The sequence below is a fragment of the Granulicella mallensis MP5ACTX8 genome (assembly GCF_000178955.2).
In the GTDB taxonomy this organism is placed as follows: Bacteria; Acidobacteriota; Terriglobia; order Terriglobales; family Acidobacteriaceae; genus Granulicella; species Granulicella mallensis.
In genome coordinates, this window is sequence record NC_016631.1 from 256230 (window position 1) to 280814 (window position 24585).

22 protein-coding genes and 1 riboswitch are annotated in these 24585 nt (G+C 57.3%); of the genes, 15 read left to right on the plus strand and 7 right to left on the minus strand.

The window, feature by feature from the left end:
* Positions 1-71: 71 nt before the first annotated feature.
* A complete protein-coding gene (locus tag ACIX8_RS01115) occupies positions 72-1268 on the minus strand; it encodes a pyridoxal-phosphate-dependent aminotransferase family protein (RefSeq protein WP_014263464.1) in 1197 nt (398 codons plus the stop codon).
* A 100-nt stretch (positions 1269-1368) separates the two neighbouring features.
* Between ACIX8_RS01115 and ACIX8_RS01120 the strand changes: the two genes are divergently transcribed.
* Positions 1369-2142, plus strand: coding sequence for a class I SAM-dependent methyltransferase (locus ACIX8_RS01120; protein WP_014263465.1), 774 nt, complete (start codon positions 1369-1371; stop codon positions 2140-2142).
* Between the two features lie 55 nt (positions 2143-2197).
* The gene (locus tag ACIX8_RS01125) at positions 2198-2680 is read left to right on the plus strand and encodes a GatB/YqeY domain-containing protein (RefSeq protein ID WP_014263466.1); all 483 of its coding nucleotides are present in this window, start codon (positions 2198-2200) and stop codon (positions 2678-2680) included.
* Between the two features lie 269 nt (positions 2681-2949).
* Here the strand turns inward: ACIX8_RS01125 and ACIX8_RS01130 are convergent, their stop codons facing one another.
* Positions 2950-4362 (minus strand): hypothetical protein, encoded by a 1413-nt coding sequence (locus tag ACIX8_RS01130; RefSeq protein ID WP_014263467.1) that lies wholly within the window; start codon positions 4360-4362, stop codon positions 2950-2952.
* Positions 4363-4733: 371 nt separating this feature from the next.
* Between ACIX8_RS01130 and ACIX8_RS01135 the strand changes: the two genes are divergently transcribed.
* Together ACIX8_RS01135 and ACIX8_RS01140 are read left to right on the plus strand one after the other, a co-directional pair.
* Positions 4734-5648: a hypothetical protein gene (locus ACIX8_RS01135; RefSeq protein WP_014263468.1), complete on the plus strand. Its 915-nt coding sequence runs from the start codon at positions 4734-4736 to the stop codon at positions 5646-5648.
* A 183-nt stretch (positions 5649-5831) separates the two neighbouring features.
* The gene (locus ACIX8_RS01140) at positions 5832-7427 is read left to right on the plus strand and encodes a hypothetical protein (protein ID WP_014263469.1); all 1596 of its coding nucleotides are present in this window, start codon (positions 5832-5834) and stop codon (positions 7425-7427) included.
* A gap of 69 nt (positions 7428-7496) precedes the next feature.
* On the opposite strand, the gene ACIX8_RS01145 is transcribed toward ACIX8_RS01140, so the two are convergent.
* The gene (locus ACIX8_RS01145; protein ID WP_014263470.1) at positions 7497-9434 is read right to left on the minus strand and encodes an amidase; all 1938 of its coding nucleotides are present in this window, start codon (positions 9432-9434) and stop codon (positions 7497-7499) included.
* A 95-nt stretch (positions 9435-9529) separates the two neighbouring features.
* Here ACIX8_RS01145 and ACIX8_RS01150 point away from each other — a divergent pair, with 95 nt between their 5' ends.
* Positions 9530-9916, plus strand: coding sequence for a YciI family protein (locus tag ACIX8_RS01150; protein ID WP_223295442.1), 387 nt, complete (start codon positions 9530-9532; stop codon positions 9914-9916).
* Between the two features lie 14 nt (positions 9917-9930).
* Here the strand turns inward: ACIX8_RS01150 and ACIX8_RS01155 are convergent, their stop codons facing one another.
* Complete coding sequence (locus ACIX8_RS01155; RefSeq protein WP_014263472.1) at positions 9931-10590, minus strand: TetR/AcrR family transcriptional regulator; 660 nt, start codon at positions 10588-10590, stop codon at positions 9931-9933.
* Positions 10591-10621: 31 nt separating this feature from the next.
* Here ACIX8_RS01155 and ACIX8_RS01160 point away from each other — a divergent pair, with 31 nt between their 5' ends.
* Complete coding sequence (locus ACIX8_RS01160; protein ID WP_014263473.1) at positions 10622-10990, plus strand: darcynin family protein; 369 nt, start codon at positions 10622-10624, stop codon at positions 10988-10990.
* 68 nt (positions 10991-11058) lie between these two features.
* Here ACIX8_RS01160 and ACIX8_RS01165 read toward each other — a convergent pair whose 3' ends face one another.
* The 3 genes from ACIX8_RS01165 to ACIX8_RS01175 are packed head-to-tail and all read right to left on the minus strand — an operon-like array spanning position 11059 to position 12792.
* Entirely contained in the window at positions 11059-11469 is a 411-nt protein-coding gene (locus ACIX8_RS01165) for a type II toxin-antitoxin system VapC family toxin (protein ID WP_014263474.1), read from the minus strand.
* Positions 11466-11807 (minus strand): hypothetical protein, encoded by a 342-nt coding sequence (locus ACIX8_RS01170; RefSeq protein ID WP_014263475.1) that lies wholly within the window; start codon positions 11805-11807, stop codon positions 11466-11468. Before ACIX8_RS01170 ends, ACIX8_RS01165 begins: the two co-directional genes overlap by 4 nt.
* Before the next feature lie 31 nt (positions 11808-11838).
* On the minus strand, positions 11839-12792 hold the full coding sequence (locus ACIX8_RS01175; RefSeq protein ID WP_083836594.1) for an AraC family transcriptional regulator: 954 nt from the start codon (positions 12790-12792) through the stop codon (positions 11839-11841).
* A gap of 146 nt (positions 12793-12938) precedes the next feature.
* Here ACIX8_RS01175 and ACIX8_RS01180 point away from each other — a divergent pair, with 146 nt between their 5' ends.
* The 9 genes from ACIX8_RS01180 to pabB all read left to right on the plus strand — a co-directional run bounded on the left by ACIX8_RS01180 (position 12939) and on the right by pabB (position 24138).
* The gene (locus ACIX8_RS01180) at positions 12939-14393 is read left to right on the plus strand and encodes a TolC family protein (RefSeq protein WP_014263477.1); all 1455 of its coding nucleotides are present in this window, start codon (positions 12939-12941) and stop codon (positions 14391-14393) included.
* Entirely contained in the window at positions 14390-14689 is a 300-nt protein-coding gene (locus tag ACIX8_RS01185) for a YtcA family lipoprotein (protein ID WP_014263478.1), read from the plus strand. Before ACIX8_RS01180 ends, ACIX8_RS01185 begins: the two co-directional genes overlap by 4 nt.
* 7 nt (positions 14690-14696) lie before the next feature.
* A complete protein-coding gene (locus ACIX8_RS01190; protein ID WP_223295443.1) occupies positions 14697-15914 on the plus strand; it encodes an HlyD family efflux transporter periplasmic adaptor subunit in 1218 nt (405 codons plus the stop codon).
* A gap of 8 nt (positions 15915-15922) precedes the next feature.
* Positions 15923-18031, plus strand: coding sequence for an FUSC family protein (locus ACIX8_RS01195; RefSeq protein WP_014263480.1), 2109 nt, complete (start codon positions 15923-15925; stop codon positions 18029-18031).
* A gap of 126 nt (positions 18032-18157) precedes the next feature.
* The gene (locus ACIX8_RS01200; protein ID WP_014263481.1) at positions 18158-18958 is read left to right on the plus strand and encodes an SDR family oxidoreductase; all 801 of its coding nucleotides are present in this window, start codon (positions 18158-18160) and stop codon (positions 18956-18958) included.
* A gap of 78 nt (positions 18959-19036) precedes the next feature.
* Positions 19037-19426 carry a cupin domain-containing protein gene (locus ACIX8_RS01205; RefSeq protein ID WP_014263482.1) on the plus strand — a complete coding sequence of 130 codons (390 nt, stop codon included), beginning with the start codon at positions 19037-19039 and terminating at the stop codon, positions 19424-19426.
* 127 nt (positions 19427-19553) lie between these two features.
* Complete coding sequence (locus ACIX8_RS01210; protein ID WP_044177565.1) at positions 19554-20459, plus strand: RNA polymerase sigma-70 factor; 906 nt, start codon at positions 19554-19556, stop codon at positions 20457-20459.
* Between the two features lie 136 nt (positions 20460-20595).
* Positions 20596-20788: riboswitch (cobalamin riboswitch) on the plus strand.
* A 410-nt stretch (positions 20789-21198) separates the two neighbouring features.
* Positions 21199-22224 (plus strand): radical SAM protein, encoded by a 1026-nt coding sequence (locus tag ACIX8_RS01215; RefSeq protein WP_014263484.1) that lies wholly within the window; start codon positions 21199-21201, stop codon positions 22222-22224.
* Positions 22225-22311: 87 nt separating this feature from the next.
* A complete protein-coding gene (pabB, locus tag ACIX8_RS01220; RefSeq protein WP_044175957.1) occupies positions 22312-24138 on the plus strand; it encodes an aminodeoxychorismate synthase component I in 1827 nt (608 codons plus the stop codon).
* Positions 24139-24585 lie beyond the last annotated feature (447 nt).

Here is a 24585-nt window from a genome sequence, read left to right on the forward strand (position 1 = left end):
TGCGGGGATAGGAAATCTGGGACAAAACGGCGACCCGAAGGCCGCCGTTCCATTCCAAGGTATTGATTCAACTATGCTTTGGTCGTGCGTTCGACATAGACCTTCTGGGCTGCAATGAGTCCATCGCCGAACTTTGCGCCGAGCTGCGGCAGCGACTTCACGACCACCTGCTCCAGCGCACCGATGAGCGCGATGGTGTCCATGTAGTCGAAGAAGCCCAGGTGAGCGATGCGGAAGATCTGACCCTTCATCTCGCCCTGACCGTTGGTGATGACCGCCGCAAAGCGCGACTTCAACTCCTTGACGATTACGCCGGAGTCCACGCCCTCGGGGGCATACACCGCCGTGGCGGCTGCGCCGGGGGCGTCGCTGAAGAGCTTGAAGCCGAGTGCTTCGACGGCTGCACGAGTCATCGCGGAGATGGTCTCGGCGTTGTCGACGAGCTTCTTGCGGCCTTCGGCGAGCGAGCCTGCCGGATTGTCGGGCGTCGCCGCCTGTGCTGCGATCCAGTCGAGAGCCGCGCCGAGAGCCGCGATCAGTGCAACCGCCGGAGTGTAGGCACTCTCGCCGTTCTTCGCGTTCTTGCGCTCTTTGCGCAGGTCGAAGTAGTAGCGCGGGTTGTAGGTGGCCTCCATACGGTCCCAGGCGCGCTGGCTGACAGCCAGGTAGCTGAGTCCGGGAGGAATCATCACAGCCTTCTGTGAGCCGCCGATGAGTACGTCGATGCCGGTGGCATCCATGTCGAGGTGCGTGGTGCCGAGGCCGGTGATGCCGTCCACGATGAGCAGTGCCTCGGACTTCTGGTCCTTCAGCAGCTTGGCGAGCGCTTCCATGTCGTGGCGCGCGCCGGTGGAGGTCTCATTGGCCTGCACGAAGACCGCGCGAGTCTCGAGCTTGAGTGCGGCCTTTACCTTGTCCAGGTCGAAGGTCTTGCCGTAGGGCTCGGAGACGAGATCGACCTCGCAGCCGAAGGCCTTGGCGAGAGCTGTCCAGCGCTCGCCGAACTTGCCGGCCGAGAGCACCAGCACGCGGTCGCCGGGCGAGGTGAGGTTGGAGACCGCAGCCTCCATCGCTCCGGTGCCGGAGCTGGAGAGGATGATGACGTCGTTCTTGGTCCCGACAAATTCCTTGAGCTGCGAGAGAACCCGCAGGTAGAGAGCACGAAACTCGGGAGTGCGATGGTGGATATCGGCGGCGGCCATGGCGAACTGCGCAGCGGGAAGAAGGGGAGTCGGACCAGGGGTGAAGAGACGCGTCTTGCGGATCATGCTTCTATTTTAGCGACAGAGTGGTTTCGCAGCAGACAGCCTGTAATCGGACAGCTTCCTGGGTCTTCAAATCTCTTTGTAAAGACAGAGATAATGGGGCATGGGTGAGAATGTCGAGAAGTTTACGGGAAGGGTAGCGGCCTACGCTGAATATCGCGAACGCTACGATCCCATGATTGTGCTGCCACGGCTCAGGGACTGGTGCGGGTTGCAGCAGGCATGGACCGTGGCCGATGTCGGCGCGGGAACCGGCATGTTGAGCGATGTGTTCCTGGCGGGCGGCAACCGCGTGATTGCGGTCGAGCCGAATACGGAGATGCGAGAGGCTTGTGTGCGGCTTCACGAGGACAATGCAGCGCTGATGGTCGTGAATGGAACCGCCGAGGCCACGGGGCTCGAGGACGCTTCAGTAGAGATGGTGAGCGTGGGGCGCGCCCTGCACTGGTTCAATCTCGATCAGACGATGCCCGAGTTCCGGCGCATTCTGAAGCCGGAAGGGTGGGTTGCGGTGGTTGCGTTTGGGCGATCTAAAGACGGTCGCAAAGAGAACGAAGCCTACGAAGAGGTTCTTCGGCCCTACACGTTAAACGGCCGGGGCACGCATGCTGAGTACACCAAGTACGAGCGACTGAAAGACCTGTTTGTGGGTGGCGAATTCCGACAGGAAGAAGTTCGGGGAGAGATCCAAATTGGCTGGGAGGCGCTGCGTGGTTTTACGCTCTCGCTCTCGCACGCTCCACTGCCCGAATCAGCGGAGTTTGGGGCCTTTGAAGAGAAGTTGCGGGAGTACTTTGCTCAATACGAGGAGAACGGGTCCGTGACACTCGCTACGAGGTATTGGATCAACGCAGGAAGATTTGGAACACACGGTTGAGGCTTCGAGCAGCGAAGCGGAATACTGTTAAGCTTGACTCGGTTGGAGGATCACAATGGCACAGATTGGCGAGCGCATCGGCGCGGACATTATTACGGCGATGAAGGCGAAAGAAGCGGACAAACTGACGACGCTGCGTATGGTGAAGTCGGCGTTCAAGTCGAAGGAGATCGATAAGCGCGAGCCGCTGACCGATGCAGAAGAGCAGTCCATCATCACAACGCTGCTGAAGCAACGCCGTGAATCGATCGAACAGTTCACCAAGGGCGGCCGTCCCGAACTCGCCGCCAAAGAGCAGGAAGAGATCGAACTGATCGACGCCTATATGCCGAAGGCCGCGAGCGCGGACGACATTCTCGCTACAGTGCAGGGCGCGGTGGAGCAGATCACGAAGGACAATGGCGGCACACGTCCCGGTCCGCGCGACATGGGTGCGGTGATGAAGGTCGCACAGCAGCGAATTCTTGCCGATGGTATTCGTGCCGACGGCAAGCTGGTCAGCGAATTAGTGAAGGCGGAGCTGGCAAAGGGCGCGTAGTTGTTTAGTGCGTGACCTGTTGTTGCCTTTCTTGTTGTCATTCCCGCAGGGAATCTGCTGCTCGTTCGATTCTGGCGGTGCTTCGTGAGGTCAGGGAAGGACAGGGCATCGTTCGGTCGTGCCCCTTCCGGAATCGCCTCGCAAGATATCGGTGTTGTACCGGCAGACAGCAGATTCCCTACGGGAATGACAACAAGAAAAACAACAACCCTTTGACTCCGTACCTCGCAAAAAAGAAACGCGAGGCGCTCGGCTCAGGATGACACGCGCTATCTCAAGCGAAATCGCACAAACAAAACCTCGCCCGTAGGCGTATCGCCATAGATCCCGCGCAGCGCCTGCGGTGTGCGATAGACCGTGACCTGAGCTCCCGGTGCAGCCAGAAGATGCGAGCCCAGTGCAATGTCGTGGTCGTAGCCGAAGGTGTACGCGGCGACATGTCCGAGGGGCGATTCCTCGAACCCTGTGGGCAACTGGGTTCCAGGTGTGAGCAACAACTCATTCGAGCGGCCTGCGTTTTCGAGGCGCGTCCACACGTAGTTCTTATCGGCAAAGCGCAGCAGCGCTTCAGCGAGGTAGCTGTTTTCCTTGCTGTTGTCGCTGAGTGAGCGCGTGCGTCCCCAGACGAACGTCGTCGAGAGATCGGTAGTCGGTTCCGCAGCCATGTTCATCGCAGGGCTTGTCGAGGCTGATTGCGACGTGTGACTCATGTCCATGCCAGGCATATCCGCCATGCCGTCCATCTTCATGCCGCCCATGCCGGTCATAGGCTTCGAGCGGAACGTGTGGTGATACATCACACTCGCCGTCTGTCGAGCCTGATCCTCGCCTGGATATAACGCCTCGGGCGACGCAATGTGCGCAATAGAGTACTGTCCACTCCAGTCCGGAGTAGGAGAGATCGTGAGCCGCGTCGAAACCGAGTCGATATTGTGCCCATTGGGCGAAGGCTCGAACTGCCAGCGCGACTCGTCGGGCTCACCGCCGTGGAAGCCCGAGAGCTCAACCCGTGCCCAACGATAAGTCAGTCCGCCCGTTACGACATTGAACGCGATGTGCGTCGAGTCTTCCTGATGATGTCCGAGTGCGGCGATGGGATCTTCGCTGGCCGACTGGCGATGGGGATAGGCCGTCGGTCCGATGGCAGGATCGCCGATGGGTGCGGCATAGAGTGAAAGCAGCGTGTTGTGCGAGAGCGGCAGATCGTACAGCGCTGCGACCTCCATGAAGAAGTCGTGCGGGTGTTGGCCATCGACGATAGGAGCCCCATAGGCGGTCTCACCCTGTTGGAAGAGCTCCGGGTAGTTGCGGCCACCGACTGTTCCTGGCTCAAACGAAAACATCGCGCGTACGGTCAGATCGCCGGCTCCCAGCTTGTGCTGCGCCATCGGCATGATCCAGTTGGTGGAGAAGAAGGCATCGCGATTGCGCGGAGAATCGGCCTGCTGCTGCGTGTTCGCGGCAAAGGCATTGGCATGCAGCATCAGCCGCCAGCCATCATGATCGAACATCAGCATCGGGACGGGCGTGCTTGCGGGTTCGATACTCGTTCCAGACGAGCCGTGCTGCTGCTCCGCCTCGATCAGAGTATGGGCAGACATGACCATCTGCGGCATGGGCATCTGGGCGTGCAGGGTCGAGGCGAGAAAGAGAACGGACGAAATTTGAATCAACAGCCGCATGCGTGGTGAATACTCCTTCAGGGGGACGATGTGCTATCGATTCCGGCACATGCTTCTCCTTAAGTGGGCAGACGGATGTGCCGGAAAATCCTTACACCTGCATCTCAGCCACGTACAAGCATGCAATAAGGCAGGCCTGTTTAGGAGTGAATCTCTCGATGACTTGCTGTTGGCTACGCTACCCTGCTGAACGATTTCATGCGCAACGAACTCAAATCCCCCCTCCAGCACGAATCTTGTGCGATTCCTGCCCTGATATGATGTTTAGGCTTCCTCCATGAGCTTCATTTGTGTGCCGCATGAAAATTTGCGTGAGGGGGCATTTAAGCCTCGTTCATTGAACATTCAACTTCATTTCCGGGAGTCACTAAATGCTGGTCCGCTGGTCTTACTTTCGTAAAGTCACTTTAGGAACTTTTTCTGCCGTAGCTCTTGCTGCGAGCCTGACACCCGCAGCCACGGCGCAAGACGCTCTCGTTGCGGCACTTCAACAGAAGTACCGTCTGTCAGAGATCAACATGCAAGGCGTCGTAGCGAAGCCTGGAACTGTGTTGACGGTCGAAGCCGACGGGATCAACGCCGAACCCTACCCTACGATGATCACCTTTGAAAACCCAGTGATCGACGGGCAGGTGAAACAGCGCTCCAAAGGCTTCGGCCTTCTCAAGAGCACGAACCTGCAGATCCTGCAGCCTGGCCAGAAGGTCTACATCACCAAGATCCATAGCGACACCCAGGGAAAAGAAGATTCCCTGAAGGTGACCATCCTGACGACCGACGCGGTTCTGGCCACGTATACGAACGGCGCGTACGGCGGTGCGTACCAGACTCCAAAGCGGTACTCCACGACCCTCGCCTTCAAAGAGCCCAAGGGAACCCTGGCGCAGATGTCTCCGGATGATGCGTCCAAGATGATCGAAGCCATTCTGTCGGTGAATCCTGCCGATCAGGTCCGCGCACGTGCCTCTGGCGTGGTTGCCCGCTCCTGTGAACCTCATTGCGCTGTTTCCAGTACTACGGGCACAGTGGTCGGACAGGCGATTGTTCCGCAGGACGGCTCAGAGTCTCAGGCTTCCGCTCCTCCGGCCCCTCTCGCACCGCCACCCCCGCCGGCGGATGCGCCTGCCGGACCGCCACCCACGATCTCGCTTGGCCAGACCAGGGCACAGGTACAGGCCTCGTTTGGCACGCCTACACGTGTTGTCAAACTCGGCACGAAAGAGATTGAGTTCTTCAAGGACATGAAAGTCACTTTCGTTAACGACAAGGTAACGGACGTCCAGTAGTGTTTTTTAGAGCATTTTCCGTAATATTGCAGGGCCGGATCATCTCTATACGCCGTTTTTATTGAGAAAAACGGTGTATAGAGCTTTGATTTCGCACTACGCCTTTACGGAAAATGCTCTAGTCATCTGGAACAAGCTGGCGTTTGTGAGTCTCATATCTTCGGTCCTCGGGAGTACTCGACCATGCCGCACCTCTTTTCATCACACCTTCGTTTCTGCACAATCGCTTTGCTGGCACTGTCCATTGGGCTCGTGCTCCAGGCGCAAAACAAGAAGCCTGCTCCGAAACCGGCACCAAGGCCCGCAGCCCATCCTGCTCCCGCCAGCGTTCATCCCACGGCTGGTGCAGCCGGCCATGCGGGTGCCGGTTCGCGCCCACTGGCTGAACATGGGCCCATGGCCCACCCTGGACCGTCGCGTGATCGCGAGGTTCGCACCGCCAATGGAGGCGCTGTCCGCATGCGCCCTAACGGCCGTCCCGCAGACTTTCACGATCCTCATCGCGGCATGGACATCCACCACGACCTCGCGGGCGGCGGCCGCCGCATCTCTGTAGAGCGCGCCGACCACTCACGCCTTGTCTATGAGCGTGGGCGGGGCGGGTACATTGCGCACCCCTACATGTTTCACGGTCATGAGTTCGCGCGCCGTGCCTATTACTTCCACGGGCGCGCCTATAACCGTTTCTATAATCCGTACTTCTTCCATGGCGTGCACTTCGAGGTCTATGCGCCGTATCGTTTCTATTCGGTGGGCTTCTACGGTTGGGCGTACCATCCCTGGTTGCGTCCGGTGCCGTATGCCTGGGGCTTTGGAGTCAACCCCTGGTACGGCTATTACGGCGTTTACTTCACGCCGTACCCGGTCTACGCTTCGCCCTCGCTCTGGCTTACGGACTACATGCTCTCGCAGTCGCTGGAGGCCAACTATGAAGCCGCAGCGGCTGCCGGTCCGCCGCCGCCCCTTGGAGCCGATGTCTCTCCGCTAAGCCCCGACGTCAAGCAGATGGTTGCGGACGAGGTGCAGCGCCAGCTTGCCCTGGAAAACAGTGAAGCGCAGATGAACACGCAGGGTCAGGCTCCCGATCCCAACTCCAGCAGCATCGCCCGCCAGCTCAGCGATGGGCAGGTGCATTCCTTCGTTGCCGGAGCTGAGGTCGATGTCGTCGATACAACTACCGGGCAGGAGTGCGCCGTTACCGACGGCGATGTTCTCCAGCTCACGACGCCGCCGGCAGCCGATGCCACCGAAGCGATGCTGACGGTGATGTCGAGCAAGGGTGGCAACGAGTGCCGCAAGATGGCCGTCGTCAACGTCCCGCTCGAAGACCTGCAGGAGATGCAGAACCACATGCGCGAGACGCTCGACCAGGGACTCGCCGATCTGCAGACCAAGCAGGGCCAGGGTGGCTTGCCCGCCGCTCCTCCTTCGGCGATGGCCGCTCCGGTCAACGCTGCCTTTACCCAGGGTGCGCCGGCGCCTGAACCGGGCGGAGAGCAGGAGTTGCTCGCCGAGTCGAAGCAGGCCGATCAGTCGGAGCAGGAGTTGACGTCGAGTGCTTCCGGTCCTTCGGCGACAGGGGAGGCCGACACACCGCCATCTCCAGCAGCTGCAGCACCGCCTGCCGCTATCAATATCGCTCCCGGTCAATCCATCGCCGATGTGAAGGCCGCACTGGGTGAACCGACCCGCATCGTCAATCTTGGCACCAAGTCGATCTATATCTACAAGGATATGAAGATCACTTTCATGTCAGGTAAAGTGAGCGACATCCAGTAATTGTTTTGCTGTTGATTCTGAGAAGGCCCGGGTTTAATCCCGGGCCTCTTCTTTTGTCTCAACGTGCTTTTAGGCCAGCTTCGGATGCAGCCGATGGAAGCTGGTGTTCTGTTGATAAGCGGCAGCGAGCGCACAGGCTTTGGCTTCGCCATAAAGCGGCGCCAGGAAGGTGATGGATACAGGAGTGCCTGGGCCGCCATAGTCGGGCCACTCGTCCTTCTCGGCGGAGAACGGCGGTGCGTCTTCGCCGCGCAGGCCGTTGGGAACGATCACCGCAGGTTGTCCGCAGAGGTTGGTCGCGGTTAACTGCGCTCCGCTACTGGGAGTGACGATCACGTCGAAGTCGAGGAAGAACTTGTGCATCGCGGCAATCGCCAGGGTGCGAGCACGCTGGGCCTGGATGTAGTCGACTGCGGAGATGAAGCGCGCGGTGCGAAACCCGTTAGGCCAGTCGTAGGATTTTTGCCCGGTGAGCAGAGCATCGCGTCCGGAGATCGTGAGCTCGTCGAAGGCCGCAGCAGCCTCTGCTTCCAGTATGTTGAGCAATGCCGAGAAATGGAAGGTCGGCAGTTCTACCGGCGTGAGCGTAACGTTCATCGCTCGCAGGCGATCGAGCGTAGCCGCGGCAAGTTTTGCATCGTAGAGGTTCCGGTCGAAGTCTCTGCGATGCTCCTGCTCCCGGTCTGCCCGCTCGGCGGCAGAGAGCTTATCGGACGCCTCAGCAGATAACGGCTGAAAGACTGGGAGATCGAACGCAGACTTCAGATATCCCACGTGCAGCTTGCGTATGTCGAGCGTGAGGTCCGCATGAAACGGTGCGGGCTGTACGCTCTGATCGCGACCGTCAGGCCCATAGATCGCGTTGAGTACAAGCGCGCAGTCTTCGACCGAGCGCGCGATGGGGCCGATCTTATCCATCGACCACGTCAACGCCATTCCTCCGGTGCGGGGGACGAGCCCAAAGCTTGGCCGCAGGCCTGTCGCGCCGCAGCGGGTAGAGGGGCTGGAGATCGACCCGAGAGTCTCCGTTCCGATCGCAAAGCCAACGCAGCCCGCAGCGACCGCGGAGCCTGAACCGGCGGAACTTCCGCTGGAACCTTGTCGCGGATTCCACGGGTTGCGCGTGCGTCCGCCAAACCACAGGTCGCCCTGAGCCAGCGCGCCCATGGAGAGCTTTGCAATCAGGACCGCACCTGCAGCATCGAGACGTTTGACGACCTCGGCGTCTTCGTCGAAGCGCTGCTGCTCGAAACCCGCCGCGCCCCACGTCGTCGGATAGCCCTTCACCGCGAGCAAATCTTTAGCGCCCCAGGGGATGCCATGCAGAGGGCCGCGATACTTTCCTGCAGCAATCTCACGGTCGGCCTGTGCGGCCTGCGCGAGAGCACGCTCTTCCGTCAGTGTGATGACGAAGTGTAACGACGGGTCGTAGCGCTTGAGGCGAGCGAGATACATCTTCGTCAGTGCAACGGAGGTGAGCTTGCGCAGGCGGAGTGCCTCGCCTAGCTGACGCACTGTCGCAAAGGCAACGGCGTCTTCCTGGAAAGTGAGCGCGGAGGCAGAGATCCCGGAGATGCTTGGTGCGGTTCCGAGCTTTACGGGGAGCGGAGCTGCCGGATGTGGCGAGAGTGTCCCCGTGGGGACAGGGTTGAAGACATCCGCAGGCGCAACGCTATTGGCGAGGTTCAGAGTGCGCACCCGCAAGGCCGAGTTGCGCTGACCGGTGAGTCCATCGAGCATCATCTGCTTTTGCTCGTTGGTGAGTTTGATCGCCGCAATGGCTGCTGCCGCGTCGATCATCTCCGGCGTAATGGCAGGCCAACCGCGCAGGTCGGGTTGTGCCTCCATACTGCCGTTGGCTGGAGTAGGCGCACCGGCCGAAGGCCGGGTGGCAAGGGCGAACAAAGTCCCCGGGAACAGCGTTCCGCCCAGTCCGGCAGCGGTGGAGACAGCAAGAAAGCGTCGGCGGGCGATGCCTGCTGACGGTGCGTTGGCGTCGAAGGTCATGCGAAATTATTGCATTGCCGCCGTGTCGCAAGGGTTCAATGCCTGCTACATTGCTGCGTATGAGATCTCTTCGTCTTCCGCGAGTTGTGTGCGCAGTGCTTCTGGCTCTCTGCGCGCTTGTCTGTGCAGGAACGGCGACGGCGCAGAATGGAACAGCTGCTTCCGGTCCTTCGGCCAATGCGGCGAAGCTTCAGTTCTATATTCGCTTGACGCCTCCGCGCCCAACCTTCGCCGTGGACATGAACGCTCACGAGCAAGAGGTAATGGAAGCGCACGCCGCCTATTGGGCCGACCTGTACAAGACAGGCAAGGTGTTGATCATTGGGCCGGTGCATGACCCAAAGGGCATCTTCGGCATGGCCATCATCGAAGTTGCGAGCGAGGCTGAAGCTCATACGATGGCTGAGAACGATCCCAGTGTAAAGGCCGGCATCAACAAGGTGGAAGTGATTCCGATGCACGTGTTCCTGCGGAAGCAGTAGCTGCTGAATCAGCTTTAATCGGCGCGGAGATACGCAAGTAGTGCGCGAGCGATTCGTCGCCGATGCCGCGTGGTTACGACTCCAGTATCGTTCGCCAGCGCTGCATCGATCAGCGCGCGAGCGATGCGGCTGAGGTCTTCCGCGGCCTCCGGGATCGATACGCCGGGGATTCGGACCTTGTGCTCGCCCAGCATTCGGACAACGCTCTTGTGCACCGCACTCCCGATGGAGTTCACCGCCTCTCCTTCGGCGGAGATACGGCTCTCTTCGGATTCGAGAATGCGATGCAGTGCAGGCGAGAACATGTGGGCATCGATGAGTGCATTCACCAACGCCGGAATCCGTGCAGAGAGTTCTTTGCCCTGAGTGGCTGTGAGGCTCGACGTAACGGCGTGGAGCAGCCGTTCTTCGTAGCGCCGATGCAGTGCGGCAAGGATCGCCTCCTTACCTGGAAAGTACTGATAGAGCGAGCCAACGCTTACGCCTGCGCGTTCCGCGACGGCATTAGTGTTGAATGCGGCAAGTCCACGCGTCTCCAGAATCTGAGTAGACGCTTCAAGGATGACTGCCATGGTCTCGGCCGAACGCGCCTGGAGCGGGCTGCGGCGCAGCTTTAAGGAGGGTGCCGAAGGCTTGCGGCCGCGCCGGGAAACGCGAGTTTGTTTTATGAGCATTTGCTCACATTATAAGTACAGGAGAAACACAATGAACGAAAACACGATTCTTTCCGCAGTCCTCCCCGAACACGAGGACGATCCCGAAACGCTGCACATCTTCATGCTGGTAAAGAGCACTCGCCACTGGCTGGACCTGGCCACGGCTGACCGCACTGCTTTCCTGAAGGAAGAGCTTCTTCCACTGCTCGTCAAACGGCCCGAAGTGACGATGCGCTACTTTGACGCTGAAGCCTTTTCGGCCAGGGCGACCGACGTGCTGTTCTGGGAGACGAAAGATATCTCAGCCTGGCAATGGATCTGCGATCACCTGCGCGAGACGAAGTTTTGGGATTACTACTTCGAGGTGTTGGAGATTCTTCCTTCGCTCGAAGGGAACTACCTCGCTGCTGGACGCTAACGATACGCAATAGAATGGCCGCGAGAAGGGAACTCTCGCGGCCATTCGAATGTATTGCTTGTACCTGTCTACTCTTGAGCCCAATCTTCCCATTGAAGTCCGTCGACACGCGCAAATTCGCGATGGTTGGCGGTAACTAGCGTTAGTCCCCGAGCTAATGCCTGGCCAGCAATCAGGGTGTCATAAGGGCCGATGGGCTGCTTGCGAGCTTCGAGGGTGGCACGAATGTGGCCGGCTGCTTCTGCATCTATTCCTGTGAAGTCCAGTAATTCAATTCCCATACTGAGCAGACGCGCAGTGCGTGGCCGGTTCTGTTCAATGCGCTTGCTCTTGTGGACGCCGTACCAAATCTCAAAGAACACAACCGACGAGACAAAGACCGCTGAACGAGCAAGCTCGACTCTTAAACGAGAAGAGATCGACAGGTTAGCCCCAGAAAATAACTCAACACAGGTTGTCGTATCGAGAAGATAACTCACGCTTCGGGCTCTTTGAAGATCTCTTCTGGTTCCGTAATATTTTGATTGCGACCTCCGGGCATAATGTCACCCAATTCTTCCTGATACCTTTGCATATCCGCTATCCACGACTTCCATTCATCGTCGGTGAACTTGCGACGCGCAGGTTGGAGATGGAGTGAGTTGCCGGACATCGTGACGTGGAACAGCTTACCTTCGACGTGAAGATTGTCGGGCAGGCGTACGATTTGATGCCCGTCTATCTCATCGATTTCGGCGAGGCCAGTCAGCATTGGGTCGATTTTGGGGAGAGCGCCCATGCGAAAAGTATAGACCGAGGCGAGAAGCAGAAACAGCAAAGACTCACAGCTCGATCACTCTTTACTCCGTCTACTCCGCGAGCCTCGGGGCAGGGAATCGATTCGGACGCCACTGCGGAAGGTACTGTCCGGGTGTGACTCCTGTCATTCGCTTGAAGTGGCGGGTGAAATGGCTCTGATCTGTGAATCCGATGTCACTCGCAACATCCACAATCGAAGCCCCCTCGCTCAGGAGTTTTTTCGCCGCCTCGACCCGAATCTGTGTCAGATAGGCATGGGGAGAGAGGCCTACGTCTCGCCGAAAGGTTCTCATCAGGTGAAAGCGGCTGAGCTGTGCGATTTCGGCCAGATCTTCAACGCTGATGTTCTTCGAGTAGTAGCTATGGAGGTAGTCTTTGACGCGGAGGATCTTGTTCCGCTCGTCCCGAATCGTCGAATCATTTCTCGGCTCACGCACGTGTCGTTCGCTCAGATGAGTAAACACATCAGCCAAATCGTTTTCGATGTTAAGAGTGTCCGCGTCTTCCTCCAGTTTGCGATGCAGTCGTAGCAGGCTTGCTGCGAGAGCAGCATCTTGCACAAACGGTTTCACAAACTGTGGAACTCCAAATTGGAAATCCTCCGCTCGGCTCTGAAAGAAATCCTTGTCAAGGTAGATCACTCGAAGGCCCCAACCGTTTTCAGTGGCAGACTTTGGAGCATGCACCTCCCCCGGATTGAGTAGGAATACCGTTCCTGTGGGGAGAATATGCGTGGCACCTTGACAATAGGTGCTCATCGTTCCGCGGTTTACGACACCGATAGCGGGCACAGTATGAAAGTGCTGGGCAAACTCGTAATTCTGATAGGAACCCTGTAGCACTTCGACATCTTCGAGTCCCGGATGGCGCCAGATTCGCGCTTTGTCCCCCGGACCTAGAGGCGGTATCTCCTGGGAGCGCACGAGCACCTCATGCGTTCTTAGACTCGTAGAGACCGGGACTTGCTCTGGTCCGCCCGTATCGACATCTGCGATCTGGCTCACAATTTAAGTCTAGCAGGACGGGAATTGCGAGCCAGATCGCAGTGACCTAACTCTAGGCAAATGGGCCACTTATCTCCCTTGAAAAAGAGCAAGCGCACTATCGTACAAGACCATTGAGTACCTTTCACGACAAGCTAGTGCTTGTGATGTCTTTCGCTAGAAACGTACTGAAGTCAAGCCTGACGTGGCCTCTGCTCATCCTCTGCTCTGTAGCTCCCCAGGCATGGAGCCAGCGTGCCCCGAATCTCCCGGATGCCCCCTGGCAACCCTCTGCGACGGTGATGAAGAAGTACGTTCCCACCGTTACGCATGGCGAAGCGGAGTTGGACGCAACCGATGCTTACACGCTCGGGCAACTGATCGACATTGCCGAATCCAACAACCCAACGACCAAAGAGGCCTGGAACCACGCCAAGGCGAGTGCGGCCGCGGTGGGGATCGCGAAGAGCGAGCTGTACCCGACGCTGTTCGCGTTCGCCACGGGCAAAAATTACAACACCCCGCCGCTTCTCTATAACGCCTTCGTCGTGCAGGATATCGGTCTCTTTGCTACCGCTGTCCACCTCGATTACACGCTGGTCGATTTCGGCGCCCGCCGGTCTGAAATCACGGCGACGCAGGCAAAACTGGTTGCTGCGAATCTGAGCTTCAATGACGCACACCTCCAACTGATTCAACAGGTGAGTCAGGCGTACTACGCTCTCCTGAACGCCAGCGGATTACGGGCAGCAGCGGAAGTGAATTACAGCGATGCGGAGGCCTTGGATGAAGCGGCGCAGGAGAGACGCAACAATGGCCTTGCCACGCTGCCAGACCTTCTCGAAGCCCACGCGGAAAAAGAAAAGGCTAACTACGATCTCCAGAGTGCGATTGGGGCGGAGAAGACCGCCTTCGGAGATCTGGCTACAGCGATCGCTGCCCAGCCCACTCACTCCTTCAAGGTCCAGGAACTGGATGACCTGCACATTCCGGATGCTCTGGATCAGTCCGTAGAAGATGCGATTGCAAGCGCCTACCAGCAGCGCCCGGATCTTCTTGCCGAAAGGGCGAAGGTGAAGGCTGCCCATGCCGAGGTAACTCACACCACCTCCGCCTATTTTCCGACGCTTAGTTTTGAAGGCGAAGGAGGCTGGGTTCGTGCATGGGGACAACAGGATCCCTATCCGGGGACCTATGCGCAGACCCGAACCTACGAGGCAGGTCTTTCGCTCAAATGGACCATCTTCGATGGACTGCGCCGGGAGAACCGCATCTCGCAGGCAAAGGCGGAGGAAGCTGCGGCGAGGAACGTTGTGCATGAACATGAAGATCAGATAGCCGATCACGTCTGGACCAGCTATGAGGATGCTGTTACGGCGCTCGAGCAACGGAAAGCTGCGGCAGCGTTGCTCACGGCCTCTACCGAATCTCATTCGGCTGCGGTTGAGTCGTACAAGGACGGTGTACGTAACCTGCTGGATGTCCTGAATGCAGAGCGCGACCTTGCACGAGCCAGGGCTCTCGATGTCACTGCGCGTACACGAGTCCTGCAGTCGTTCACCAGTCTCGCGTTCAGGACAGGCGATCTCCTCGCACAACACCCGAAAGGTAAAACCCCATGAAGATCAACTTCACGCTGAATCCCTTACAGCCGCTTGGAAGGTGCGCCACTCTCGTTCTCACGACGCTTGTCGTGCTCTGTGTGAGCGGCTGTTCCTATTCGCCCTCATTCAATCTCCTCGGTTCGTACTTTCCTTCCTGGATTGTCTGCTTCGCTGTCGCGACGGCACTGACGGCTGTGATCCACGCAGTATTCACCAAAACAAAGTTGGTGACCGAACTCTGGCCGCTGCCCGTTGTTTACACCTGTTTGATCAGCTTCCTGAGCTGCACGCTCTGGATCATCTTCTTCAATTAATGAGGCATTGAGTCCCTTGAACGGAATCGACGAACAATCGCAACGAACCAATCGTGGCAATCTCATCAGCGCAGGCATCCTCGCGGGCGCATTGATATCTGGGGCTATGGTCATGCACAGCTCAACTGCCCATCCGAGGACGGACGATGCCGAAGTCACTGCCAACTTTATCGGCATGGCGCCTCTTGTCGAAGGGCCGGTCGTAGAGCTGCCTGTGCACGATAACGACTTCGTAAAGAAGGGCACGCTTCTCTATAAGATCGACGATCGGCCGTACCTCTATGCTCTGCAGAGCGCTCTCGCCGCGCAGGAACAACTCGAAGGCCTTATCGAAAATGAATCACGGCAGATCTCCTCGCAGGTAAGCCATGTCGAGGTCTCTACAGCCGGAAGGCAAGCGGCTCTGGCGAACGAGGTTCGCGCTGACGATGAGATACAAGTGAGTGAAGCCGGGATCTCCGAGGCTGAAGCAGCCGTCAAACAAGCCCAGGCTGATTCGGAGTACGCTTCCGGCAATCTGCATCGTATCGAGCCCCTGCTGGCTAAGGGGTTTATCACAACCGACGATGTACACCGTGCTCGCACGCTTGCAGACGCAAAGACTGCAGCAGTACAGCAGGCTGACTCGCAGCTTACTTTGGCCAAAGCAAAGCTGCTCGCGGCAACTGCGCAAAGACAGCAGGCGGTCGCACAAAAGGCTCAAAGCGAAGCCCAGGTGAACGAGTCGGAACATTCCGTCCTGGTTCTCGCTCCCCTGATTGCACAGAGGGAAAGCCGCGCTGCCGCAGTTAGGTTGGCGCGATACAACTACGAGCAGTGCAGCGTTGTAGCTCCGTTTGATGCGCGCGTTACGAACCTGACCATCTCTGAAGGACAGTATGCCAAGGTGGGCCAGCAGGTATTTACGCTGATCGATAGCCGCACCTGGTGGGCGCTTGCTAACTTTCGGGAATCCCAGATCAGCCATATCACGCCGGGTGAATCCGTTGATGTGTACCTGATGTCCGACTCGAAGACAAAACTTCACGGCACCGTGGAGAGCGTCGGGTACGGTGTCACGCCGGACCCGGATGTCGTCGGAAAACTGGCTTCCGGGCTGCCTGATGTGCAGCGCACTCTCAACTGGGTGAGGCTCGCGTCGCGTTATCCAGTACGCATCCGCATTATCGATCCCCCACCTTCGGTCCTGCGCGTTGGGCAGGTTGCGAATGTCATCGTCCGGTAAGGATCACTATGTCTCGAACCCTTCAGGCATTTCCGTCGATCAGCCGAGCCGCAAATGTAGTGCGTGCGGAGCTTGCGATGTATCCCGGCAGGCTCTCGCTGATATTCAGAATTGTGCTCGCCTGCACTTCGGTGATGGTGTTGGTGATGGTCTTTCGCATCCCTGCCGCTGCGCTCGGAGCCTACTATCCACTACTGCTTTCGCGTGACAGCCCGCGCGCTACACGCCGATCTGCGCTACGAACGTCGATAGCCTGCACACTTGGCGCTGCGGAGATCATTCTTGGCGCAATGCTCTTTGCGGGCTCGCCATTTCTGCACTTCTTTTGGCTGATGGCAAATCTTTTTGCTGTCTTCTATCTCATCAGCGCGATGAAGCTCTACGACGCGGCCGTGGCTCTGGGCGTGTTGATCGCCTCAGCGATGACCATATGGGATACGGGAGCATCGCCTGCAACTCGTGTGACACTCACCCTGTACACGCTGCTCTCCATTTTGATGGGCTGTGTGATCTCGGCCATCATCGAAACAGTCTTCGCCCAGACTCACCCTTCGGACGCTGTGCTTGACGGCATTCAACAGCGTCTTGTTCTGGCAGAAAAACTCTTGCGCAAAGGTGGCGATATCGATGCCGACCACGCTTCGCTCAGGATTCAAATAGGGCGCTATGCAACGAGGGGCACTGGAGAGCTTCGAGAGCACCTTGCTCATTCGAGTTACGACGGCTCCTACAAGGCTCAGCTTACAACCGTAGTCGCCTTGTCCGGACAGTTGATAGAACTCTCTGTGAATCTTGGGGAAACAATCCGCCTTCTATCGCCGTCCGATGTCGTTCGCTGCAACTCGATCGCACAGAATATCGCAGGAATCCGGTCAAGACTTGTACAGGAGGAGGCGCCTGACTGGCTCGAGCTTTCCGGCGAACATGAACACGCGAATCCGACGCTTGCCGAAATCGAAAGAAACATTGAGCTGATCGCCGAAAGCTTTTCCGACAGTGATCCAACGCCGCATCATCATTTGCCTGAACCCGGCGAGCAGCAGAAGATGGGCATCTTTCAGGAGGATGCTTTCAGTAACCCGGAGCATCTCAAGTTCGCCATTCGTGGAACCCTGAGCGCGATGGCCTGCTATCTCTTTTACATGAGCCTCGGGTGGATGTTTCTGGCAGGCTCGGTGACAACCTGCATCCTTACAGCTCTTACGAATACAGGGGCAACACGGCACAAGCAATTGCTTCGCTTCGCCGGCTTCTTCCTTGGAGCCTGCATTCTCGGCTTTGGAGCAGAGACGTTAATTCTGCCGCAGATCGATTCTCTGGCTGAGTACACACTTCTGTTTGCCTTTGTGATGGCAATCGGAGCCTGGGCGGCCACATCGAGCCCTCGCCTGGCTTATCTCGGATTTCAGATTGTGCTGGCATATGACCTCACCAATCTCAATCGCTTTACGTTGAATACCTCATTGGTTCCGGCCCGCGATGCGATCCTCGGAATTGTTCTCGGGATCATTGCGATGTGGCTTTTCTTCGACCACTTGTGGTCACGTTCGGCCACAGTGACGATGCGGGCCATTCTCTTGACGGCAATTCGAGATGTCGCGCAGTTGGAGCATTCGAGCAACACTGAGCAGCGGCACGAGATGCGTCGCTTTCAAGCCGAGTGCGATCGCATCAATCGCAACTTCGATAAGATTCGTACCCTCTCCGATCTTTCGGTCTTTGAGTCTTTCCCGAAGAGTCGGCACGAGACATTTATGACTCACTGCGTTGAGTCCTTTCTGCCGCAGCTGCGAGCGTATCTTCTTGTGAAGGCTGGGCTGCTTCAATACGGGACGACGAACGGCTCGCAGCAATATGCTGAGCTAGTCGATGAAGTGAAACATCGCACTTCCGCGCTCCTCCTTGGAGCTGCGCAAACCATTGAACAGTATCCGGAGGCTTCGGTTGGGACGATCGATCCTGGAGACAGGCGGCTTCTGCATTCAGTGAAGCAAGCGACACGTGAAGCCCAGGGAAGTGGTCAAGAAAGCTCTGCCACAGGGCTGCGCCTCTCCTCTTCACTCCTGGACCTGGCACTCCATGTTCAGATGCAGCTTCACGCCCCACCCTCCGAGTAGGTAGGACTTCTCTCGCCTCAATCAACGATTGTGCAGCCTCCTGTCACAGAACGCCGGCGTATTTGGTCTTAGTAAGTACAACCGGCAGATGTGAATATGCCATTCGAAAATGAGAGGAACAAAGTCATGAAAATCGTAGTGATCGGCGGCAGTGGTCTCATCGGATCAAAGCTCGTCAATAAGCTTCGTGAGCACGGACACGAAGCGATACCGGCATCACCCAACTCAGGCGTCAACACGCTCACCGGCGAGGGCCTTGGCGAAGTGCTAAAAGGCGCCTCGGTCGTCGTTGATGTATCGAACTCTCCCTCCTTCGAGGAAGCGGCAGCGACGAACTTCTTCACTACTGCCACACGCAACCTGCTTCAGCACGAGCAAGCCGCAGGTGTGCGGCACCACGTTGCGTTGTCGGTCGTGGGGACGGATCGTCTGGCTGCAAGAAGGCCGTCGGATGCGGAAGAGACGATTCGCGGATACTTCCGCGCGAAGCTCGTGCAGGAGAAGTTGATTGCGGAATCTTCGATCCCCTATTCGATCGTCCATGCGACGCAGTTCTTCGAGTTTTTCAAGAGTATCGCTGATGCTTCCAGCGACGGCACGACTGTTCGATTGGCTCCAGTGCTGATCCAACCGATGGCTGCTGAAGATGTAGCTGCCGCGGTTGGACGGGGTGCTGTTGGCGCTCCGGTAAATGGAATCGTTGAAGTGGGCGGGCCGCAAGAGTTCCGTCTCGACGAATTCGTTCGTCAGGGCCTCCACGCACACAACGATCCGCGTACGGTCGTCGCGGACGTCGGCGCCGGTTACTTCGGGGTCGAAGTCGACGAGCGCACGCTTGTCCCCGGTAAAGACGCCCGGCTTGGCGAAACGCATTTCAAAACCTGGCTCAGTCAGTCCACGGTGAGTGCGATAGGTGCGTCTCGATAAGGACAGAAGCCGAGTTCGGCTGAACTCGGCTTCACCTTCTTAGGCTAAGAAGAAAGAGCAATACTGAGGAGATTCGTGATGAAGATCGCAAAATTAATTTTGTGCTTGATATGGCTGACCCCAGGTTGGTTGATCGGGCAGGAGGCTAAAGTAGTGCCTCTGCTATCGAAAGATCTGACTGACTTACCTGGCAAAGAAGGTCTGATGATCACCGTGGAGTATCCGCCGGGTGCCTCTGACCCTGTACATCGCCACAATGCGCATGGATTTATTTATGTGCTGGAAGGCTCGATCGTGATGCAGGTGAAGGGTGGAAGGGAAGTGACTCTGATGCCTGGTCAGACCTTCTATGAAGGCCCGAACGATATTCACGTCATTGGACGGAACGCAAGCCAAACCAAACGAGCAAAGTTCGTAGTGTTCCTGGTAAAGGACAAAGGAGCTCCGGTGCTCATGCCGGTGAACTAAGCCGCGCGCCGCGCCATATCATCGGGGATGCTGACGATCCTCCCATCAACGAAGAGGTGGTCGAGAAAATGCCGCGAGATAGACTATGACCATCGCAATGGCAGAAGAACCCATTTCGGAAACTCCATTGTCTGTTCGCCGTGGTCTAGAAGACGGAGAGCATGACGATGGTCTGTTGGTCTTTGCCGAGGTGCGTCCACGTTTGTTCGGCATCGCTTACCGCATGCTCGGAAGTGCGGCTGAAGCCGAGGATATCGTGCAGGATGTCTGGTTGCGGTGGCAGGCTACCGATCGCAACATCGTTGAGAGCCCGTCGGCATTTCTGGCCACGACAACTACACGAATGTGTATCAACTTCTCCCAGAGTGCCCACTCGCGCCGGGAAACCTACGTCGGTCCCTGGCTTCCCGAACCCGTGGACACCAGCAGCGATCCTGCGTTAGGCGCAGAGCGCGGCGAAGCTTTGGGACTTGCCATCCTGCTGCTCCTTGAGAAGCTGTCTCCTACAGAACGTGCCTCCTACGTTCTGCGCGAAGCGTTCGATTACTCCTACCGCCAGATCGCGGACATCATACAAATGGAGGAAGCGAATACCCGCCAACTCGTCTCTCGTGCCCGTAAGCACATTGCAGATGGGCGGCGCACACCGGTCAGTTCTGAGGAACAGCGCCGCCTGCTGGAAGCCTTTATCGGTGCCGCTCAAAAGGGAGACCTGGCCACGCTGGAAGGTCTCTTCGTAGAAGATGTCGTCTCTTATTCGGATGGTGGGGGCATTGTGCGTACAGCTGCTCGAGCCCCGGTTTCTGGTCGCGATCATGTTGCGAAGTTCATTACCTCCTTCGCTTCCCATTTCTGGACGGGCATAACGCTCCGGTGGATTGAAACAAACGGACAGGCATCCGTTCTTCTGTCACGCGATGGCATCCCGGTTGCGCTCGCAACGGTAGACGCTTCGGTAGAAGGAATCCATCAGATTATGTGGATACTGAGACCGAGCAAGCTCGCTGCAATTTCGCAGACGGGAAGGCTTTGAATCTTCCATCTGGCTCGAGGGGTTCGATAAAGATCACCTAGATTTTTAGAAACGCGTCAAGGTTTGGCCTGGTTCTGGCGTTCCCGCGTAACAAAACCCAGGCAGATGACGCTGGACATCCATAGAGGCACTATGGATACTAGGACTACTTCACGGTGCCCAATCGCGAGATTGGGCTTAAATGGGAATCAGGCGAGAATCCGGAACTGCCCCGCAGCGGTACGCAGGAACGAACACTCCGATAGAAGCACTGGTTCGCCATGAACTGGGAAGCAGGAGCAAGTAGGTAGCCTGCAAGTCCGAAGAACTGCCGAGAAACTTGCTCCATAACGAGCATAGATATACCGCTTCCGAGGGGAAGGCAGGATAATGGCAGCGCTTTCTCTACTGCTGCATCTAACCTGTCAGCTACTTCCGGCCTGTTTTGAGAATGGCTCGTTTTGAGCCATAGCCGTCTCTATAACCAGACCGGTCGCATCTGTTCCATTCGGCATTGCAGGCAGTCGCTCGTTTGCCATCATGAATGAGAAAATTATCTAGTGGATTCGGTCTGCAGCCGCGCCCGATGAACCGTTCGCTGAACCGGAGGTTTCGCTTCAATGACGCCTACCTTAGCGCTTTCGCTGCATCTAACCTCTGATCGCTCCGAGGCTGGGAAAATTCCTGGTCTCGTGGTCCACCCAGGTCGCTATAGTATTTTGTTTATCGCTAACGGCTTGCGGGCCACATTAGGACAAGCATGAAAACTTCAGAGGTGCTCCAAGCCTGGTCGACGATTCTGGCTGGCCGGTCCCCTTCGCTGTCGATTGAGATCACCAAGGAATGCCCCTTACGGTGTCCGGGATGCTATGCCTTCGATGCGGCACATCTTGGAAGCGAGATGCAGTTGCGTCAGCTCTCCGACTTCAAAGGCGAGGAGTTGGTCACGAGAGTGCTTGCTCTGATCGATGAACGCAAACCGCTTCACGTGTCTCTCGTAGGCGGTGATCCGTTCGTTCGACATCGTGAGCTTGAGTTACTGCTGCCTCACTTGGAGAGCCGCGGGATACACACGCAGATCGTGACGAGCGCCTTCAGAATTATTCCGAGCTCGTGGAATCAGTTCAAGCTGTTGAACGTTGTGGTCTCGATCGATGGCTTGCAGCCGGAGCACGATGAACGGCGCAAGCCCGCCACCTATGAACGGATACTGAAGAACATCCGTGGCGCCAGAATCACCATTCATTGCACCATCACCTCCCAGATTGCAGACCGTGAAGGCTACCTGGAAGAGTTTCTGCGTTTCTGGAGTGCGCAGCCGGAGATTGTGAGGGTATGGTTCAGTCTCTTCACCCCTCAACGCGGCGCCACTGACCCGGAGATCCTCACGACCTCGCAAAGAGCCTCTGTACTTGCCGATCTGCAACGCTTGCGGAAGAGTTATCCGATTCTGGATATGCACGAGAGGGTGATTCAGGAGATCGCCTCTCCGCCGAAGAGCCCAGGTGAGTGCATCTTTGCGCAGACAACCGAGACGATCTCGGCAGATCTGAAGACGCAGATCACTCCCTGCCAATTCGGTGGAGATCCCGATTGCGAGAATTGTGGCTGCATCGCCTCCATGGGGTTAGCTGCTGTCGGCCATCATCGTGTGATCGGGCCGCTTACTGCCGGCCATCTCTTTACGGCCTCGGATCGATTGGGCAAGGGCTGGAGAGGGTTGCGGAATAAACTCTCGCCAAAACCAAGACAGGTGCCAGAACCGTCGCCGTTCAAAATACTTTAGAAGAGGATCTATCATCGATGATCAAGCATCGGCAGACGGGGAGATTTTGTGGGGCAGTGGTCAAGGGTTCCGAAGCAGTGGTATTCGATGGTTGCCGAAACCGCCGACTCGGTTCTTCTTGAAACCTCACGCTTCGACCCGGAAAATCGGCAGAGTCTTCTCTTTCTCCATCCTGTTCGGGTGTTGTCTGCATCCAGGCATGACGCAATCCCGGCTCTCTTCCGCGAGCTTGAAGACGCGCTCGCCGCGGGCTTTTATGTCGCCGGATTTGTCGGCTATGAATGCGGATATCACTTTCAGTCCCTGGAGGATATAGCACCGGCTCGATCAGAACTGCCTCTCGCCTGGTTCGGTGTCTACCGGGAACCGCTCGTCCATCACCACCACAGGAGTGATGAAGAAGGTGAAGCGACTCCACCTGCCTCCAACGAATCCGGCAACCTGTTGGAGATGCTTCCGGAACAAACCTTCCTGACGATCTCAGAAGCCGAGTACTGTGCAAGGGTTGAACGGATTCAGGACTACATCCGGGCAGGCGATACCTATCAGGTGAACTTCACGGATGCTGTCGATGCCCGGACAAAGTTGTCCGCTACGGAGCTCTTTGCCGAACTCTTCCATCGACAGCCGGTTTCTTACAGTGCTTTCCTGAATGTGGACGGAAACCATATCCTTTCCTTCTCGCCGGAGCTGTTCTTCCGCATTGAGGACGGCCGGATCGTGACTCGCCCCATGAAGGGCACGATGCCCCGAGGCCGCGATTCCAGAGAGGATATCGAGGCCGCTGCACGACTGCAGCAGGACGAAAAGAATCGCGCAGAGCATGTGATGATCGTCGACCTTCTTCGCAATGATCTTGGCCGCATCTGCACGATGGGAAGTATCCAGGTCGAAGACATCTTCTCGGTTGAGAAGTACAGAACTCTTCTCCAGATGACCTCGACGATCTCTGGAACACTTCAGGCTGAGCTCGGATACTACGACATCTTTCGAAGCTTGTTCCCCAGCGGCTCCATCACGGGAGCTCCAAAGATCAGGACGATGCAGATCATTCGCGAACTGGAACAGAAGCCTCGGGAGATCTACACCGGAGCCATCGGTTTCATTGCGCGGGATCGATCCTCGATCTTCAACGTCGCGATTCGAACCCTTGTCCTCAAGGACGGACGAGTCCGGATGGGTGTCGGCGGCGGTATCGTGGCGGATTCGGTTCCTTCGGACGAGTACAGGGAGTGCCAGCTCAAAGCAAGTTTCCTGTCCCGGTCAGGACCGGCCTTTCAACTCATCGAAACGATGCTCTGGAACGGAGAGTACGCTCTTCTGTCCATGCACCTGGACCGCATGGAATCGTCCGCCTCGTACTTCGAGTTTTCCTTTGATCGCGCATCGATCACGCGACAACTCCTTGAGCGGGCGCATCCGTTTCCCCCCGGAGAACACTATCGCGTGCGGTTGCTGTTGGACTCTGCCGGCAAGGCGACGATTACGTCCACAGCCTTTCAACCCGGCCAATCGACCTGTTCTGTCCGCATCTCTTCGGAACGCACCTCTTCTGACGATGTCTTCCTGCGGCACAAAACAACACGCCGCGAACGATATGAACATCTCTTCTCCGAGGCCCGCGCCGATGGTTTCGATGAGGTTCTCTTCCTCAACGAGAGGGAAGAGGTGACGGAAGGGGCAATCAGTAATATCTTCATCCTCCGCGAAGGCAAGCTTATGACTCCACCTCTAAGCTCTGGTGTCTTGCCCGGAATCTTCCGCAGGCATCTTCTCGAAACCAATGTGTCGGCAGAGGAGCGAGTCCTTCATCTCGAAGACCTCGAATCGGCAGACGGCATTTTTCTGTGCAATGCTCTTCGCGGTATGCGCCAGGTGAGCTCCCTTCATCCAAGCGACAACTTACACAAATAAAAATGGCCGCGAGAGGGAGACTCCAGGCCATTTTTATTTCTGAACCTATATAGGTTCAGAAATAAAGTGACATTCCAGAGATGTGTGGTGCCCATCAGCCCCGTATCCTGCTGTGTTCGATTGCAAAGAGGCAAAGACTGCGGGTTCGAGGCGAAGCGCATTCTTCTCCCGGTTCGCAATCTACAAACGTGGATTGAGCAGAACATCCTGCTCGTTCTCAAGGATGCTCCGTTCGACAAGAAAGACGCGCATCTTGTCGCCATTGCCGGGAATTGTGTGGACTGCCCCCAAACGGACAGGGCACAATAAGGGGCTCCTGGTAGAACGCCAAATTTTTCTTGTAACCCCGGAGCGGGTTGAGCGTCGAAGGTTGTAACATCCCATGCGTTCCTGTATCCCCCAAAAGGGGGAGATTACGCCGCTGGTCCATGGGGCTGGCTTGGGTGT